The sequence below is a fragment of the Nocardia sp. NPDC051833 genome (assembly GCF_040681225.1).
GTDB lineage: Bacteria > Actinomycetota > Actinomycetes > Mycobacteriales > Mycobacteriaceae > Nocardia.
Window position 1 is genome coordinate 95,335 of the sequence record NZ_JBFAYK010000007.1, and the last position, 17,412, is coordinate 112,746.

6 protein-coding genes are annotated in these 17,412 nt (G+C 65.0%); 3 read left to right on the top strand and 3 right to left on the bottom strand.

What is annotated here, in order from left to right; genetic code table 11:
• The first annotated feature begins 9 nt into the window (after positions 1–9).
• A complete protein-coding gene (locus AB0L91_RS33085) occupies positions 10–2,166 on the top strand; it encodes a DEAD/DEAH box helicase family protein (protein ID WP_365016625.1) in 2,157 nt (718 codons plus the stop codon).
• Here the strand turns inward: AB0L91_RS33085 and AB0L91_RS33090 are convergent.
• The 3 genes from AB0L91_RS33090 to AB0L91_RS33100 form a co-directional block, all read right to left on the bottom strand.
• Positions 2,163–7,379, bottom strand: a complete 5,217-nt coding sequence (locus AB0L91_RS33090; protein ID WP_365016627.1) for an AAA domain-containing protein — start codon at positions 7,377–7,379, stop codon at positions 2,163–2,165. The genes AB0L91_RS33085 and AB0L91_RS33090 overlap by 4 nt on opposite strands.
• 159 nt (positions 7,380–7,538) lie before the next feature.
• Entirely contained in the window at positions 7,539–8,945 is a 1,407-nt protein-coding gene (locus AB0L91_RS33095; RefSeq protein ID WP_365016629.1) for a serine/threonine-protein kinase, read from the bottom strand.
• A gap of 1 nt (position 8,946) precedes the next feature.
• On the bottom strand, positions 8,947–9,807 hold the full coding sequence (locus AB0L91_RS33100) for a hypothetical protein (RefSeq protein WP_365016631.1): 861 nt from the start codon (positions 9,805–9,807) through the stop codon (positions 8,947–8,949).
• A gap of 101 nt (positions 9,808–9,908) precedes the next feature.
• Between AB0L91_RS33100 and AB0L91_RS33105 the strand changes: the two genes are divergently transcribed.
• Together AB0L91_RS33105 and AB0L91_RS33110 are read left to right on the top strand one after the other, a co-directional pair.
• On the top strand, positions 9,909–12,788 hold the full coding sequence (locus tag AB0L91_RS33105) for a helicase-related protein (RefSeq protein WP_365016632.1): 2,880 nt from the start codon (positions 9,909–9,911) through the stop codon (positions 12,786–12,788).
• A gap of 2 nt (positions 12,789–12,790) precedes the next feature.
• On the top strand, positions 12,791–17,404 hold the full coding sequence (locus tag AB0L91_RS33110) for a DNA methyltransferase (protein ID WP_365016633.1): 4,614 nt from the start codon (positions 12,791–12,793) through the stop codon (positions 17,402–17,404).
• Positions 17,405–17,412: the final 8 nt, after the last annotated feature.

Below are 17,412 nucleotides of genomic sequence, written 5' to 3' on the forward strand. Positions count from 1 at the left end.
CGGTGCGGGGTGGGGAACGAGCTGACAAATCTCATCGTCGACCTGCTACGTGCTCAGCCCAACCTGTCCGCTCCGGAGATCGCCGAGGCGTTGGCCGAGCCAGGCGTCAATCGCTCGGTCGTCAATCGCGTGCTGTATGCCGAATGGGCGGTCTTCGAACAGGTCGGCTCGATGTCTCCGCCTCGGTGGGCGCTGAAAACCGCACTGTCCCCTGACCAGCCGGATTCCACGACGCCGACACCGCACCGCGCAGAGCTGTCACTCCGTCCCTGGCAACAGCGTGCACTGTCGGAGTGGGTGCGCAATGGACGAAAGGGGATCGTCGAAGCGGTCGGCGGCACAGGAAAGACCGTTCTCGGTGTCCGTGCGGTCATCGACGCCGTTGCATCCAGCACTCCGGCAGTGGTCCTCGTCGCCGACGACGCAGGCCGCGATCAGTGGCTCGACATGTTGGCCGAGTACGCACCGGACTGCCGAGTCGCGGGCCTGGGCGCCAATCCGCGCCATGGATCCGAGCGCACCTGGCAGGTCGCAATCGTCACGGCTTCGACCATCACCCGGCTACGTCAGATTGCCTCGGCCACCCAGTGTTCGAATGCACTTCTCGTAGTCGATGACCTCGATCGATACGCCGGAGGCATATTCGCCCAAATACTCACCGACCAGTTCGTCACACGCCTGGCGCTCACCCGCGCGCTGGATCGTGACGATCAGGACATGCGGTCGCGGCTGGCCCCCTACTTCGGTCCCTCGATCACGGGATGCGACTACCCGACTGCCTACGCGGAAGCCTTACTCGCACCGATCACGGTGATCCAGGTCGGCGTCGAGCTGGACGCCAAGGAACGCGCACGACTTACCCACCTGGATTCTCTGGTCGAGCGCGAGTACGACACACTGATCGACAGCTACGGTGCGCCCGGAAAACTGGGTGAGTTCGAGGAGTTCGTCGATGTACTGGCCACCGGACGTGGTTCTGGTGCCCATCACGCCAATCGCTATCTGACCGCGGTCAGCGAACGCGCTACTCTCCTCGCCGAATGCCGGGCGAAAGTCGATCTTGTCGACACGCTACCCGCGGAGATCTTGACCGCCACCCAGACGATCCTATTCACCGAGCGACCGGTGTCGGCGTCACAGGTGCACCACAGGCTGACCTCCCGCGGAATACCGGCGGCCACGACCGCAACGGCGCTATCCGGCGCGCAGCGGGCCGCGATGACCGATCGACTGCACGATCGATCACTCGCGGTTCTCGTCGAGCAACGTGTCCTCGATCCGACCATCCGGGTCCCTGGCGCAGAGATCGCAATCCTGCTCTCCCAGCACCGCAACCGCACGCAGTTGATCCAGCGCCTCGGCCGCGTTCTTCGCCCTGGTAGCCCTCCCCGTAAGCCGCTCGTTGTCAACGTTTTCGTCTCAGGTTCGGTCGAGGACCCCAGCAGGGACGGCGCGAGCGTACTGGCGTCGATAGGTTCGTTGGCTGCAGAGACCATGCGAACAAATCCTGCTGGGCTGACCGATTTCCTTCGCATGTGGCAGGTGCCGAACCCGCGTTCATCACCGCCGAAATCCGGGTCTGTACCCCGTCCCGGAGCCAAGAGCGAGCCTGCGCCGTCGCAGGACGAGGCCCGTACACCTGCGCCGCCAGCAGAGCCGAACCTGCAGTCGGCGGCAGGGTCGCAACCGGCCATCGAGCCACCGACTCGGCCGGCGCAGGACTCCAGAGGCGTCACAGGACGTGACTCCAGCTCGGCCGAGAGCAGCAGTTCCGAAGCAGGTGAAGAGTTTGCCGCGCTTCTGACCGAACTCACGAACCTCGGCGAGATCGCGACCGGCGAAGAGGTAGGCGATCTCATCGGCTGCACCGACCCTGGTGACCTCCGAATGCTTGCGGAGGATGCTGCCCGGGACGATCGGCTCGTCTTCGCTGAAATCGGTGGCGACAGCGATGATCTGCTTCTACTGGGAACAGCGTCACACGCGGACCCGCAGCGACTGCGTGCGGCCGCCGAGCGAATCACACTGTGGGCTGATACCACCGAGGATCCGATCGGCGCCATGTACGAGTTGATGTCGGATCTGGACGGAGTCCTGGTTCCTCCGTATCGGCTCGTTCAAATTGCCGCCTTCCTCCGCGGCACCACCCCGAAGGCGCTGCTCTAGTGCGCGCTGAAAGCACTTTCGGCCTTCGGCAGCACGATGGCCAGCATCGCGATCATCCGATCGTTCAGCTGACCCTGTCCCAGCGCCGAAGCGGCGCGCTGCATCAGTGCGGCGCGATCACTCCACCCCGTGGATTCAGCACTGTGGCTGAGGATTTCGGCCAGCTCACGTCCCGGGACATGCTCGATCGACCGCGCACCAAGCAAGCGCAACCGTGTCACCGGCTGCGTTGGTGTCCGGTAGCTGACCCATTCCGGGCGCCCGAGTTCGAGGAAGTCGTCGGCGACCAGCAGGCCCTGCGCAACGGCCGCCTCGAGGGCTCGATCGATGAGCACGGGGAACCGCTCACGATCGTCGTCCTCGATTCGGGCCCGGCCGAGGATCGCGGTGAGGCGGCCTGCAGTTACCGGCCCCTCCACATCGATCACGCGCAGCAGGTCCGCCTTGACCGAGGCCACATTGTGCCCAGCCCTCGCCGCTGCCACAGGTTCTGTGAAGGAACGATATTCAGCAATCGCACCTGCACCGCCATCCACTGATGCGGTTTCATCCGACGACCGCGGAGTCGATCCAGCTCCGTCAGGTGTCGACCGGGCGGCCTCAGAGGTGACGTATCCAGCCGCCTGTGCATCGGGCTGGTCGACATCCGACTTGAGCCAGTCATAGCTGTCGAGCAGTTCCGTCAACGGAATCGGCACGAAAGCAGGCTGTTCCACTGTCATCGGAACAACCGGTTCCTGCACCGAAGCGGAACCTGACACGGGCGCAGGCAGGGATCCCGCTGCCGCAGAGATCACCGGCTCGTCGGCAACAGGTGCCAGCCCGATCGAATCCAGCATCTCCCACAGTGGTGCGAGCGCCAGCTCCTGGTCGGCAACAAACGCCGAACGGCGAACCCGGAAGAACGGCCACCCACACCTCTGCAGATCCCGCTGCCAGGTCAGCGCTTGCTGGTAGGACTGGGGCCCGCCCCACCCATCTCCCTCACATAGCACCGCCACGCGTCCATGCCCACCGACCACCACCATGTCGAGCGTATGTACACCCACGTCGTAGCGAGCGATCACGCGGTAGCGACGCGCCACGATCCGGTTGAACACCTGCTGCTCGAATATCGACTCGAATGGCGACACCAGCCGGTCCTCCCGCACCGGTGTGGGCAGTTCGAATTCCTCGGGCGCCGAGGACTCTTCGGTCGACAGACAGTAGTCGAGCAGCTGAAAGCGCAGGTCGTTGGGATTGCCGAGGTAGTCGAGGGTGACCGAATGGAAAAGCCACAGCTGATCGGCCGCACGCGACACCGCTACGTTGTACCGCTGGATCACCGACTCGGCCGATTGCGCCACCAATCGGGAATCCGGCCCCGGAGCCTTCACCATCGACAGGAAGACGACGTCGCGCTCAGCTCCCTGGAAGTCCGCCGCATCACCGCACCGCAGTCGGCGCCGGTCGATTTCCTCAGGCGAAACGACGAGCAGGAGTTTGTTCCAGATCAGTTCTGCCTGGGGAGCTCCCAGCAACGAGACGACACCGAAGGTCTTGGAGGAATAGCGAGGATCCGCCAGGCACTGCAGCACCCGCGCGACGATCCGATCGGCTTCGGCCTCGTTCACGTTGCTCTTGGTGCTGACGGCATCGGCCACATATTCGGTCCGGATCGGCGGGAGACGGTCGCTGCCGTAGACCCGGACCGGGATGAGCGGTTTGGCGTCCTTCGCGTAAGCGATCTTGTTGGAGAACCCGATGATCTCCGGTACGCAGCGGCGGTGTTCGACCAGCGTGAGCCGAGAGGAGAAACGCATTCCAGCGTCATCGAACAGACTTCGCTTGGTGTCGATCCAGCTCGCGATGTGGGGGTTGTCGGCGAGGTACTGCTCAGCCAGCCCACGGACCGTCTCGATCTTCACGCCGACACCGGAGGGCGAAACCTGTCGATCATCGCCGATGACGACGATGCGCTTCGCGAGATACTGCAGAAAGACGGCTTCCGCGCCGGCCTGTGAGGCCTCGTCGACTACGACCACGTCGAACATGTCAGGCTCGATGTCGAGCTGTTCCACGACCCGATAGATCGGCATGATCCACACCGGCACCGCCGACCGGCACCGCCCCATGGTGTCGCGGATCTCGCGCCGCCTGCGGTCAGCGTGTACGCCGGTGCCTTTGCCGTAGCGCCGGACGAGCTGGGCATATTGGCGCAGATCCGTGCGAGTTCCCGGCCCGAGCCGTTCGGGGGCGACGGCCTTGTCCCATGCCTTGATGACGGCAAGCTGCGTGGCTTCCTCGCGCAACCCGGCCTCGATGTCGTCGAGTTGATCGAACAGATCGTTCGCCGGCTCGGTGTCGACATCGTCGAGCCAGGTGCCGAGCATCGCCCAGGCCCAGGCCTTGTCGAGATCGCAGAGGTACTGGTCCCAGACCGGCGACACCGCGGTGGCGGTCACGGCTTCGTGCAGTTTCGGCAGCGTCACCGCCAACCGGGCATCCAGTTCGCCACGCCTGGCATATCGCGCGCGTAGCGCGTTCAGCTCGGCCAACCGCGTATGCGCACGCTGGTAGGCCTCGAGGTCCCGATGAACCAGCGACTTGTGCAGCGCATGAAGATTCGCGGTCGCACCGGGCTGATAGCGCAGCCTGTCTACCCGCGCGGCGACTGTGTCGAACAGTTCGAAGACCGCGACTTGCTCGTCGATAGCGGTGGCCGCGTCGAACGATGCGAGCAGCGCGATGCGCGCGATCCGATCCGACCAGTCCGGCTCGGCCATGCCGTATCCACGGAATTGCTGACCCGCGGCGACCAATTCGGCACCGACCGTGAGCAGTATGCGCAGTTGGTCCGCGTGTTCGCGATGGTGGGCCAACCGCACGGACACGCTGCCGGGTGCCGCGGCGACCACCCCTGATCCGGTCCATACTTCGTCGAGCTGCTCGACGAGCCGCTCGACCTGTTCGTAATCGAGAAAGGAACGAAGCTGTTCAACGGTGACCGGAATTCGGCCATCCACCCGAACCTGTTCGAACAGTAGCGACGCGTCCTTCACGACCCGGCTGGTCGTCAGCCCTACCTTCGGCGCACCATCCGGGCGCAGCTTCAACGCACCGTTCTTCTCGATGTTGCTGAGGACCGCTTCGGCGAGTGCGACGAGCGCAGCACGGTCCCCCCCGGCCACACGGACCTGGGCGATGCCGAGCTGACTCGTCAAAGCCACCGCGGGTTCCAGCAATTCGACCAGCCGAACGCGTCGGCCGTGCCAGACGCCGCCCCGTCCTCTGGCCACGTCGGCCACTGCGTCGCGAACCCACCCGTCACGGCTGCCGGCCAGCTCTTCGAGCTCGCGATGCACCTTTCGCACCGTGGCCATCAGCTCACCGCGGCTGGCGGGGGTGAGCGCGCGGATCTGATCGATCCGAGACCGCGTCCCCGACGCGACCAGAGCATCGACCCGCTCCGTCGCACCGGCGAGCCGAGCGCACCACTGAGCAACCTGCGCAACCGGCGGCACATCGTGCACCGTGAGCAACTGCGGTGCAGCTGCCTCGGGGTCCGCCAGCGAGTCGTCGAGCAGGAGCGTTCGCCACTCGATGGCTACAGCAGATGAAACCGCAAGGGCCGCACCGACACCGACCTCGGCGAGCCCCCGCATCCAGCCGAATCGTGTTGCCTCCGATCGATGGCGCTGGATCAGTTCGGTCAACGTACCTTGGTACGGGCCAACGACGTGGTGCGCCACCTCCTGTTCGCGCCGGCGAAGCAGCTCCTGACTTACCCGCGCACGAGCCGCTCGCAATTCCGCAACACGCGCAGTGCACGCCTCGACACGTCGGCGGGCGCCCGGAGCATCGTGGTCGTCGGCCGCCGCCGCGATTCGCTCCATCGAGAGCTTCAGATCGTCGAAGTTGTCCCGGCTGGCCCCGGCGACCGAGACACACAGATCCCGCATCTGGACCGGCAGCTTTCCCCGCACCTCAGCCAAAGCCCGGTCGGTGTGCGCGGTGACGAGGACCCGCTTTCCCTGTGCGAGAAGGTGCGTGATCAGTGCGGCAGCGGTATGCGTCTTGCCGGTGCCCGGCGGGCCCTGCACGATCGTGTGGGCATGACAGTCCACATGCTGCAGGATCGCCAGCTGGACTGCGTTGAGGGGCAGGGGCAGGAAGCTGTCGGGTCCGTCATGGACCATTGCGCCGTTGTCCGATGGAAGTTCCGCGGTAGCGGTGTAGGCGGGATCGACCAGGTTGCGCAATCCGGCCGGCACGCGGCGCTGGTCATGAATCCGGTCGGCGATGGTATCGAGGACGCGAGTCAGCCCCCGCTTACCGCGAGAGCGGACGATCAACGCCGGCGCGTAGTAGCCGACCGGGTCCGATGTCGCGGCAGCCGGCGTCATCTCGTCACGGAAGTCCGTGTCCGGGCCGAGACTGTGCAGCAGCCTCCGCATGAGACCAGCGATCACATCATGATCGAATGGGTCCACACCACTGAGGAACTCGTGTTCCACTGTGCGCAACAGTGCCGGATCGATGATTTCGCCGGGATCGAGAAAGTCGGACAGTTCCATCGTCGCGCGGCCGGCATCGAGGTCGAGACGAACAGTCAAAGTTCCCGAGTCGGTGTCGAATTCGAACTTCACCGGCATAGTCAGCGCATGCCGGCGAATGGTCCCTGTACCGGGCCGCCGCCACACGACGCAGCCCAGCGCCAGCACCGCTTCCTTGGATTCCGCCGAGGCGTTGACGTCGGAATACATTCGGTAAATCGACCGATACCAGCGATGCGCCGGTTCTTCGATCCGGGCCCGTTCCGCCCAGGTCTGCCACCGCCGCAGCCATTCACCGAACCGCTCCGCGATCTCGGGATGGTCGGCGAGTCTTTCCTGCACGCCGTCGGCGTTCACCCGCTCGGTACGCACGCGAGGTTCGGCGGCGTAATCGTCAAACCTTCCGGGGATGAGCCAGCCACGCACTTGCTGGTCGGGTGGACCGATCGGTGGGGAGACAGGCACCTTGTCCAACCGTAGAAATGGCTTGTCCTCCGATCCCGGGGTGAACCGGACAGCCTCGCTCGGCGGCAGCTCACCGAGCCACTCCACCGTCCCCAGATCGTCGGCATCCAGGATCGCGTGACCGCCGACCCCCTGGACACGAGCAAGGAACCGGAACAACCGAGACGCCCGATCCGCCAGATCGGCTTCCAGCACGGCCCCCGGCTCCGCCATCCCACCTTCTCCTCACCACACGCAAGCCAACTTGCCAACGGTATCGCCAGCTCACAAGCCTGCGCTACCGATGTGCCATGAAGACTCTCACGATCGCTACCGATTCGTTAGCGGGTACCAAGCATGAATCTCATCCAACATGGGTACCCGAGGTTTCCGCTATCTTGATCCGGCCCGGATCTGGGCAATCATCTCCCCCAGTTGCACCACCCGCGGATCGTTCTCGCCGTGCCACGCGGCCAGCTGTGCGTGCAGCTTCCGCAACCGGGTCAGCGCCGCCCGGACCTGGCCGCTGTGGACCTGACAGGTGGCCAGCTGCCGCTGACAGAACATGACCTGATCGTCGTAGGGTCCACGCTCGGCGGTGAGGTCATCAATGAGTTCGGTGTATATCGCGGCGGCCTGGATGTAGTCCCCGGATTCGAGACACAGATCGGCGAGCCGGATCCTCGTGTCGACCACGTCGGCATCGCGAGCACCCAGGTGTGGGACGGCGACCTCGAGCACGTCCCTGAGTTCCCCGACCGCCGGGACGTACTTCGATTCGTCGGCAAGGTCGCGGGCACGACGAACCGCCCGATCGATATCGCCGCGGGTGAACTCGTATCCGGGAGCCGGATCGTCACCCTGGCGCAGTTGAGTCGGCGCCGTCCGGGTCGCTGCCGATGCCCCGACCGCCGTGGCATACAGCCGAGCTGGGCTCGCCGGATCCGCCCGCTCCATCAACCCGTCGAGCGCACCGACGTAGCGCATCAGCACCGCGTGCACGGTTGCCGCATCGGCCGGCCGATCGAGCGGATCCTTGGCGAGCATGCCCGAGACCAGCACCGCCAGCTCCTCGGGCACATCGTGGCGTTCCTGGGTGAGGTCGGGTGCGGCGGCATTGACCTGGTTGATCATGGTGTCGATCTCCGACCCACCGAGCATGGCCCTGACCCCGGTGAGCAGCTCATACATCACCAGCCCCAGCGAATACAGGTCCGTTTGCGGCACCACCGTCTTCCCCCGAACCTGTTCGGGCGCCATGTATTCCGGCGTACCGATCCCCGACCCCGTTCGAGTGAGCCTGGGCTGGCTCGCATCGAGCGCGACGGCGATTCCGAAGTCCAGCACCCGCACCGTGCCGTCGGCGCACAGCATCAGATTCGACGGTTTCAGGTCCCGGTGGAAGATGCTGTGCCCGTGTGCTTCAGCGAGCACCGCTGCGGTTTGGGCGGCGATTCCGGCGACCGCACCGACAGGCAAGTTGCCGCGTCTGGCGAGAATGCTGTCGAGTGTGACCCCGTCGATGTACTCCATGACCAGAAACGGCTGCTCCGGCGGCCCCGGGTCGATGCCTGCGTCGAAAACCGTTGCCATACCGGGATGACTCATACGCGCCATCAGCTCGGCTTCGCGCACGAACCGCCGTTCCCATTCCTCGCTCTCGGCAAGCCTGGGGTGGATGAACTTGATCGCGACTCTGCGTTTGAGCGTGCGATCGAAGCCTCGAAACACCTGGCCCATGCCACCGCGCCCGATGACCTCGATCAGTTCGTAGCGCTGCGCCACGATCCGCGGAGTCATCTCATTCCCCCTGGTCTCCCGGGTCGGCGTGGGCGCGCAACGTACCCGTGGCCAAACCGGTCAGACCGGCACCAACCAACCGCTCCATGGCCAGACGCTGAGCACGCCAAGCGTTTTCGATGTCCATCAGCCTGGCGACCGCCGCGCCGACGTCACGCTGTCCGTTGAGCGGCAATCGAGGAAAATTCACCGCAAACAGGTCGACCGGCTTGCCTGCCGCATCACCGGCGGCTCGAACGACACCGGCGAGAAAGACCGGGTCGATCACATTCGGATTACTTTGCAGCACCGCAACTCCCGGCGCAACCAGCACGCCGAGAGTGCAAACTCGCGCCACAGTCGGTACACCCATCGCGACCACGACGTCACCGGGCTGCGCCGTAACCGCGCCGGGCGTCTGCGCGTCGCAAACCTTCGACGCCTCACGACCGAGCCGAATGTCCTTCGCGGTCAGCATGTCCGATCCACCGTCGGTGGGCACGAGCGTCGGCGGCGATTCGAGCACAGTGAGGGCGCCCGCCTCGACAAGTTCGCCGAGCGTCACGGTCGGCAACGGACTCTCACCGGGCTCGAGGACGGGCAGATCCGGCGCCTGGAATGCCGCAGCCAGCGCACGTAGCTCGCCATAGGCCGAGCGCTCTGTGGGCGGCGCATCCCGAGCCGTCAGCTCGGTCGGCGCCCCCGCCGAGTCTGCCACCACCCGCACCTCCCCACCTGTCAAAGCCCTGGTGACGACCACGGTAACGCACGACAACCTGATCGCGCCCAGCACGGGCGGTGATCGATTGACATAGTTTTCACGTCGATTTATGCTCGGGGCACGATCGCCTGCAACGCCCGAGGCTCGTTCACCGATCTCCACCCTGCCATGCCCGCCGCATCTAAACATGCAGAATTCCGAATGAATGTCGTTTCGGCACTACATTGGATGACTCTGCGTCGACCCATCAGGAGTGCAGCCCGATGACCCACACCGTCGAGCCTCGCGGGCTCAACGTGGCCCCCGGCTCGATCGTTGTGGTCCGTGACGAGGAATGGCTGGTGACCTCGGCGGAGCAGGGCTCCGACGGCTGGCTCCTCCGCGTTCGCGGCCTGTCGGAACTGGTCGCCGACACCACGGCGACGTTCTACGACAGTCTCGACCGCATCGAGGTGCTCGACCCCGCCCTCGCCCAGGTAGTCCCCGACGGTTCTTCCGGCTACCGGGATTCCAGGCTCTGGCTCGAAGCCCTCCTGCGAAAAACACCTTTCCCCTATGGCGACCAGACGCTCACTGTCTCCACCCGCATGCTCGCCGACTCCCTCGGCTACCAGCGTGCCGCGGTGGCCAAAGCCCTTGATCCCCAGCACATCCGGCCCCGCATTCTGCTGGCCGACGCCGTCGGTCTCGGCAAGACGCTCGAGATCGGCATGATCCTGTCCGAGCTGGTCCGACGCGGCCGGGGCGAACGCATCCTGATCGTCACCCCCAAGCACGTCTTGGAACAGATGCAGCACGAACTGTGGTGCCGCTTCGCGCTGCCGTTCGTCCGCCTGGACTCGGCCGGTATCCAGAAGGTCCGCCAGAAGCTCCCCGCCACCCGCAACCCGTTCACCTATTACAAGCGCGCGATCATCTCGATCGACACCCTCAAGAGCCCGCGCTACAAGGCCCACCTGGAGCGCCAGCACTGGGATGCCGTCGTGATCGACGAGTCCCACAACCTCACCAACGTCGGCACCCAGAACAACGAACTCGCCCGTGTCCTCGCACCGAACACCGAGGCCCTGATCTTGGCGTCCGCCACCCCGCACAACGGCCGCGAGGAATCCTTCGCCGAGCTACTGCGCCTGCTCGACCCGACCGCTGTCGCCGCGGATGGCTCCTTCACCAAGCAGGACGTGCAATCCCTGCTGATCCGCAGGCACCGTCACCACGACGAAGTTGCCGCGGAGGTCGGCAGCGACTGGGCCGAACGCGCCGAGCCCGTCCACCGGCTGGTCAAGGCCTCGGGTCCCGAGGATGCTGTCGCGCAGGAACTTTCGCAGGTCTGGCTGCACCCCGAGTCCGGCCGATCGCCGTACTCCGGCGAAACCAAGGGCTTGTTCCCGTGGACTCTCGCCAAAGCCTTCCTCTCCTCGCCAGCGGCTCTCCGTGAATCGATCGATCAGCGTAGAGCCAAGTTGTGCGAGAAGGGCGGCCCGCACACGCCCGAGCAGCACACCGAGCTGGCCGCACTGACCAACCTCGCTGACCTGAACGACAAATCGTTCACCGAGACCGCGGGCAAACAAGCCGCGCTCATCACCCGGCTCCACGAGATCGGTGTCGGCCCGAAGTCGTCGACCCGTGCCGTTGTCTTCGCCGAGCGCGTCGCCACCCTGAAGTGGCTCGAAGAGCTCTTGCCCGGCGCTCTCGACCTGAAGCCGGCCAATATCGCGATGCTGCACGGCGGCCTGTCAGATGTGGAACAGCAAGAGATCGTCGAGAGCTTCAAGCTCGAGACCTCCCCGATCCGCGTCTTGGTCACCGGCGACGTCGCGTCCGAAGGTGTGAACCTGCACGCCCAGTGCCACCACCTGATCCATTACGACATCCCGTGGTCGCTGATCCGCATCGAACAGCGCAACGGCCGCGTCGACCGGTATGGCCAGCAGTACCCCCCGGTCATCTCCTCGCTGATCCTGGAACCGTCGGATTCCGAGTTCTCCGGTGACCTGCGCGTACTGTCCCGCCTGCTCGAACGCGAGAACCAGGCCCACACCACCCTCGGCGACGTCGCCTCCCTGATGGGCAAACACAGTGTCAGCGAGGAGGAGTCGGCGATCCGCGACGTGCTGGCCCGCAAAACAGCTCTGGACGACCAGGTCAAGACGGTCGAAGACGTCCTCGACGGCGACGATTTCGACGCCTTCTTCGCCCAGCTGGATCAGGACCCACCGGCCGCTCTCCCCGAGCTCCCCCGCCAGAGCCTCTACCCCACCGACGTCGACTACCTCGACGAGGCGCTGCGCGCCGCTTTCAACGACGTCCCCCACGCAGCCCCCGACAACGGCGGCGTCGGCTGGACCGTCCACGCCAATCACGGTATCGCCGAACTGATCCCACCCCGTGACCTCCGCCAGCGCCTGGCCCATCTGCCCCAGAACTACCGCGACAAGGGCCAGATCGACCAGCGCCTCAAGCTCGCCACCTCCCGCCAGGTCGGCGACGCCCAGCTGCGGGCAGCCCGCCAGGGCAAGGGCATCAACGCCACCACCTGGCCCGAAGCCCACTACCTCGGCCCCCTGCACCCGGTCCTCGACTGGGCCAGCGACCGCGCCCTGTCGGCCCTTGGCCGCAACCAGATCTTCGCCATCCGCGGCGACGTCGACGCCGTCACCGTCGTCCTGATGGGCACCCTGATGAACCGCCGCGGCCAGCTCGTCTCCCGCGTCTTCTCCACCGTCGAGTTCCCCGACCCCGACCGCCCCACCTTCGCGATACCCAGCCCGCTGGAAAGCCTCGACTTCCTGCTCACCGAAACCGGCCTGCGGCCCAACACCGCCAACCCCGGTCCCATCCCTGATCCGGAACGCTTCCAACAGCTGATCCCCGCCGCCGTCGACCAGGCCACCAGGTCGATGAAGCTGGTCCTCGACCACCAGGAACGCTCCGCCAACGAACGCCTGGCCCAGTGGCGCCGCCGCGCCGACCGCTGGCATTCCGGCGCCGAACAACTCGAACTGTTCGGCAGCCAGAAGAAGAAGGTCGACTCCTACGCCCGCCGCATCGCCGAGGAACAGCGCCTGGCCGAATCCCTCGCCCCCACCCAGCAACTGGTGCGCCCCCTGCTGGTGATCGTCCCCGGAAAGGACCAGTGATCGTGGCCTCCTTCGATTCCATCGTCGTCGGCGAGGACTGGATCAGCGAGCACTACTTCACCACCGACTCGGTGAAGGAGTCGTTCCACGGCAAGGTCATGGAACTCCGCAAAGCCTGGGACGCCGAGGCCAAGGAAGGCCGCAAGACCGTCCGCAGCAGTCTGCTGTCTGCCGCCGGCGACCTGCACACCATCCTGGGCTCCCTCGCCGAGAACCCCGAAGCCGCCCCCAAGGCGCACGCCATGGTCCGCGAGGCGTTCGGCTACCAGGGCGAACTGACCCCCTTCACCGCCGAACGCGCCGGCTCCGAGCTGGTCATCCCCGACGCCCAGCTCACCGGCACCCCGAACGTGCTATTCATCCAGGCGAACCCGGTCGAGTCCATCGAGGACTTCCTCGGCGAAGGCACCCTGATCACCGCCGCCACCGAGGAGAACAAGCCCCTCGAATCGGCATCCAAGGCAGTCTCCGCCGCCTACCGCTCCGGCACCCCACCCGCCTTCGTCGTGGTCCAGGCAGGCCGCTGGCTCCTGCTGACCGAAGCCGAACGCTGGGCCGAAGGCCGCTACCTCGCCCTCGACCTCCTCGTCGTCGCCGAACGCCGCCACGACGCCCGCGGCGGCGAAATCGACCGCACCGCAGCAATATTCGGCCACCAGTCACTGCGCCCCGACCCCGACGGCAACATCTGGTGGACCGGCGTCCTCGAAGACTCGGTGAAGCACACCGTCGGCGTCTCCAAGGACCTCCGCGAGGGCATCCGCCTCTCCATCGAGATCATCGCCAACGAAGTGGTCCGCCGCCGCCGCGCCCGCAATCTCCCCATGGACCGCATCGATGGCAACGAGCTGGCCAAGCATTCCCTGCGCTTCCTGTACCGAATCCTGTTCCTGCTGTACGCCGAAGCCTCCCCGGAAATGCAGGTCCTCCCCACCGGCGCGGCCGAGTACGAGGAGGGCTACGGCCTCGACCGCCTCCGTGAACTCACCCTCACCGAACTCGTCTCCCACCACGCCCGCACCGGCACCCACCTGTACGAGTCACTGAAACGCCTCTTCGACCTGGTCGACCAGGGCCACCAGCCCGCCGTCCGCGAATACGTCACCGACGACCCCGCACCGGGCCTCGAATTCAACCCTTTGCGCGCAGACCTTTTCTCACCCAAGGCAACCGCCTTGATCGACGAGGTCGGCCTCGGCAACGAAGCCACCCAACAGGTCCTCGCCCACCTCCTGCTCACCAAGGAATCCAAGTCCCGCAAGGGCGCCGACCGCGGCTTCATCAGCTACGCCGAACTCGGCATCAACCAGCTCGGCGCCGTCTACGAGGGCCTGATGTCCTACACCGGCTTCTTCGCCGAAGAGGACCTCTACGAGGTAGCCAAGGACGGCAACCCGGAGAAGGGTTCCTGGGTGGTCCCCGTCACCCGCGCCGACCACCTGTCCGCAGCCGATTTCGTCCGCGTGGAAGACCCCACCACCCGCGAGCTGCGCCCCGTCGTCCACGCCAAGGGCACCTTCGTCTTCCGCCTCGCCGGCCGCGAACGCCAACAGTCCGCCTCGTACTACACCCCCGAAGTCCTCACGAAATTCGTCGTCTCCCAAGCCCTCGAGGAACTCCTCGACCAAGACGGCGTCCGCACCACCCCCGACGACATCCTCTCCCTCACCATCTGCGAGCCCGCCCTCGGCTCGGGCGCCTTCGCCATCGAGGCCGTCCGCCAACTCGCCGCCGAGTATTTGAAGCGCAAGCAAGAGGACCTGGGCGAGCTGATCGACGCCGATCAATACACCGTCGAACTCCAAAAGGTGAAGGCCCACATCGCCCTCCACCAGGTCTACGGCGTAGACCTCAACGCCACCGCCGTCGAACTCGCCGAAATCTCCCTCTGGCTCGACACCATGGTCGCCGGCCTCCAGGCCCCCTGGTTCGGCCTCCACCTGCGCCGAGGCAACTCCCTGATCGGCGCCCGCCGCGCGGTCTACACCCCCAACGAACTCGCCAAGAAGGCTTGGCTCAAGACCGTCCCCAAGGATGTCCCCATAGGCACCGACATCGGCACCGGCATCCACCACTTCCTCCTTCCGGCCGAAGGCTGGGGCGCCATCATCGACACCGCCGAAGCAAAGCTCTACGCCCCCGACGCCCGCGAAGAACTACGCCTGTGGCGCAACAGTATCCGCTCATCCCCCTCGAAAGCGTTGGTCAAGCGACTGGCGACCTTGGCGGAGCGCGTGGAAACCCTCTGGGACTTCACCCTGCGCCGCCTCACCATCGCCGAATCCGAAATCCGCCGCGACCTACACCTCTGGGGCAGCGACCCAGCCGACTACGTCCCCGCTGTCTCCCGCGAACAGATCGAAGCGGTCCTGCACGACGAAAACGGCCCGTACCAGCGCCTGCGCCGCGTGATGGACGCATGGTGCGCCCTGTGGTCATGGCAGGTGACCGGGGACATCCCCGCGCCGGATTGGGATCAGTGGGTTGGAGGTTTGGAGGCACTGCTGGGTACGCCGGTGAAGTCGACGCTGCAGGAGCGCCGCGGCCAAACAAGCATCACCGGGGATATGAGCTGGACCGAACTCGACGCTGCCGAGGACAACGACCGCATCTTCACGGGGGCACGGCCGTACTCAGCGGCGGCTGCTGATTTCCCCTGGTTGACAGTCGCTTCCGAGATCGCGCGGGCGCAGGGATTCCACCATTGGGAGTTGGACTTCGCACCGGTATTCGCGCGGGGTGGGTTTGATCTGCAAGTGGGTAACCCACCCTGGGTGCGGCCGGATTGGGACGAGTCAGCTGTTTTGGCGGAGTTTGATCCGTGGTGGCAGTTGGCGCATAAGCCATCGGAGGCGGAAAAGCGGTCACGCTCCGCACAGACACTGGTTGTGCCCGACGCCGTACGTACACTGCTTGATGAGCGTGCGAGTCAAGCGGGCCTTAGCAGCCATCTCCGCTCCGGCGTGGACAGACCGGTTTTAACTGGTCTTCAGCCTGATCTATATCGATGCTTTATCGAGCGCACGTGGCGATCTATGTCAAACCTCGGCACAGTCGCACTGATTCACCCGGAGAGTCATTTCACTGAATCGCGAGCGGGACAGCTCCGCAAAGTATGTTATCGACGAATGCGGCGCCACTATAGATTCCACAACAATACGTATCAGTTTCCCGAAATCGGCCACAAGAAGACATTTGGGATTCATGTCTATGGCTCAGAGTGTGCTGTCAACTTCATTCATGCCGCATGGATCTTTGCGCCGAGCGTGGTGTCTCGCTCGCTTGTTCACGACGGATCAGGACCACAGCCCACGATCCGCGATAGCGACGAAAATTGGGATCTGCGTCCACATGCAGCACGCATAACGCATGTTGACGACGAGGTACTCAGGAGTTGGTCCTCACTAATAGATGAGGTCGAAGTTGCAAGCGCCGAGGCACGCATGCTATATCCTGTCAATCGCGCGAGCGCGGACGTGCTAAACAAGATCGCTCTCGCTCCTCGCCTCTCGGACGTCGCATTCCAGTGGACTCGCGGCTGGGAGGAAGATCGTGACCGAAGGCTCGGCTTCTTCGAATCTGCATCGGCGATTCCGTCGACGTGGGACGGCGCAATTCTCCAAGGCCCGCATCTTACGGTCGCACGTCCGCTGTTCCAGCAGCCAAACCCTACAATGCGCAGCGCAGGCGACTACTCCCCCATCGACCTCACGTCGATCCCAGAAAACTTCATCCCAAGAACCAATTACCAGCCTGCCCGCCCACTCCCCGAATACCAAACCGCCTACCCGAAGTGGAACAACGAACCAAGCTCGTCCTACTTCCGCCTCGCCTGGCGCCGCATGGCCGACTCTGCCACAGTCCGCACCCTGCACTCCGCCATCATTCCGCCCGGGCCATCGCATGTGCACCCGGTGTTGAGCGCGGCACTCCCGTCCAACACCGACCTCGTTGTTGCAGGTGGTATTTGGGCATCAATCGTCGCAGACTTCATGATCAAGGTCGCTGGTGTCGCCGAGCTGAATCAGGGCGTTATCCGTCGACTTCCGCATGTTCGCGGCCACGCACTTGAACCGAATCTGCTCCACCGAACCTTGCGCCTCAACGCACTTACGTCCGCGTACGCCCCACTCTGGTCCGAACTGTACGACCCAACCTGGCAACAGGACTCCTGGGTCCCCACCATCCCCACCCCCGACCACTCGAGACCCCCACTGGGCGAGACCTCCCCGGAGTGGACTTGGCACACCCCCCTCCGCACCGACGCCGCCCGCCGCCAGGCCCTGATCGAGATCGACGCAATCGTGGCAGTAATGCTGAACATCACCGCCGAAGAACTACTGACAATCTACCGAACCCAATTCCCGGTCCTCCAAAAATACGAACGCGAAGCCCTCTACGACCCCACCGGCCGCCAACTCCCCACCAAACTAGCTACCGAATACCGCAAAAAGGGAGCAATCCCCACCACCGACCTTACAGTCGACGGAATCACCTACGTCGAACCCTTCACCGGAGTCGACCGCGAACAGGACATGCTCCACGCCCACAACCAGTTCTACTCGGTCACCGGAAGTTACCGCCACAACCTCCCGCAAGCTACACGCAGCATCTGAGCTATAAT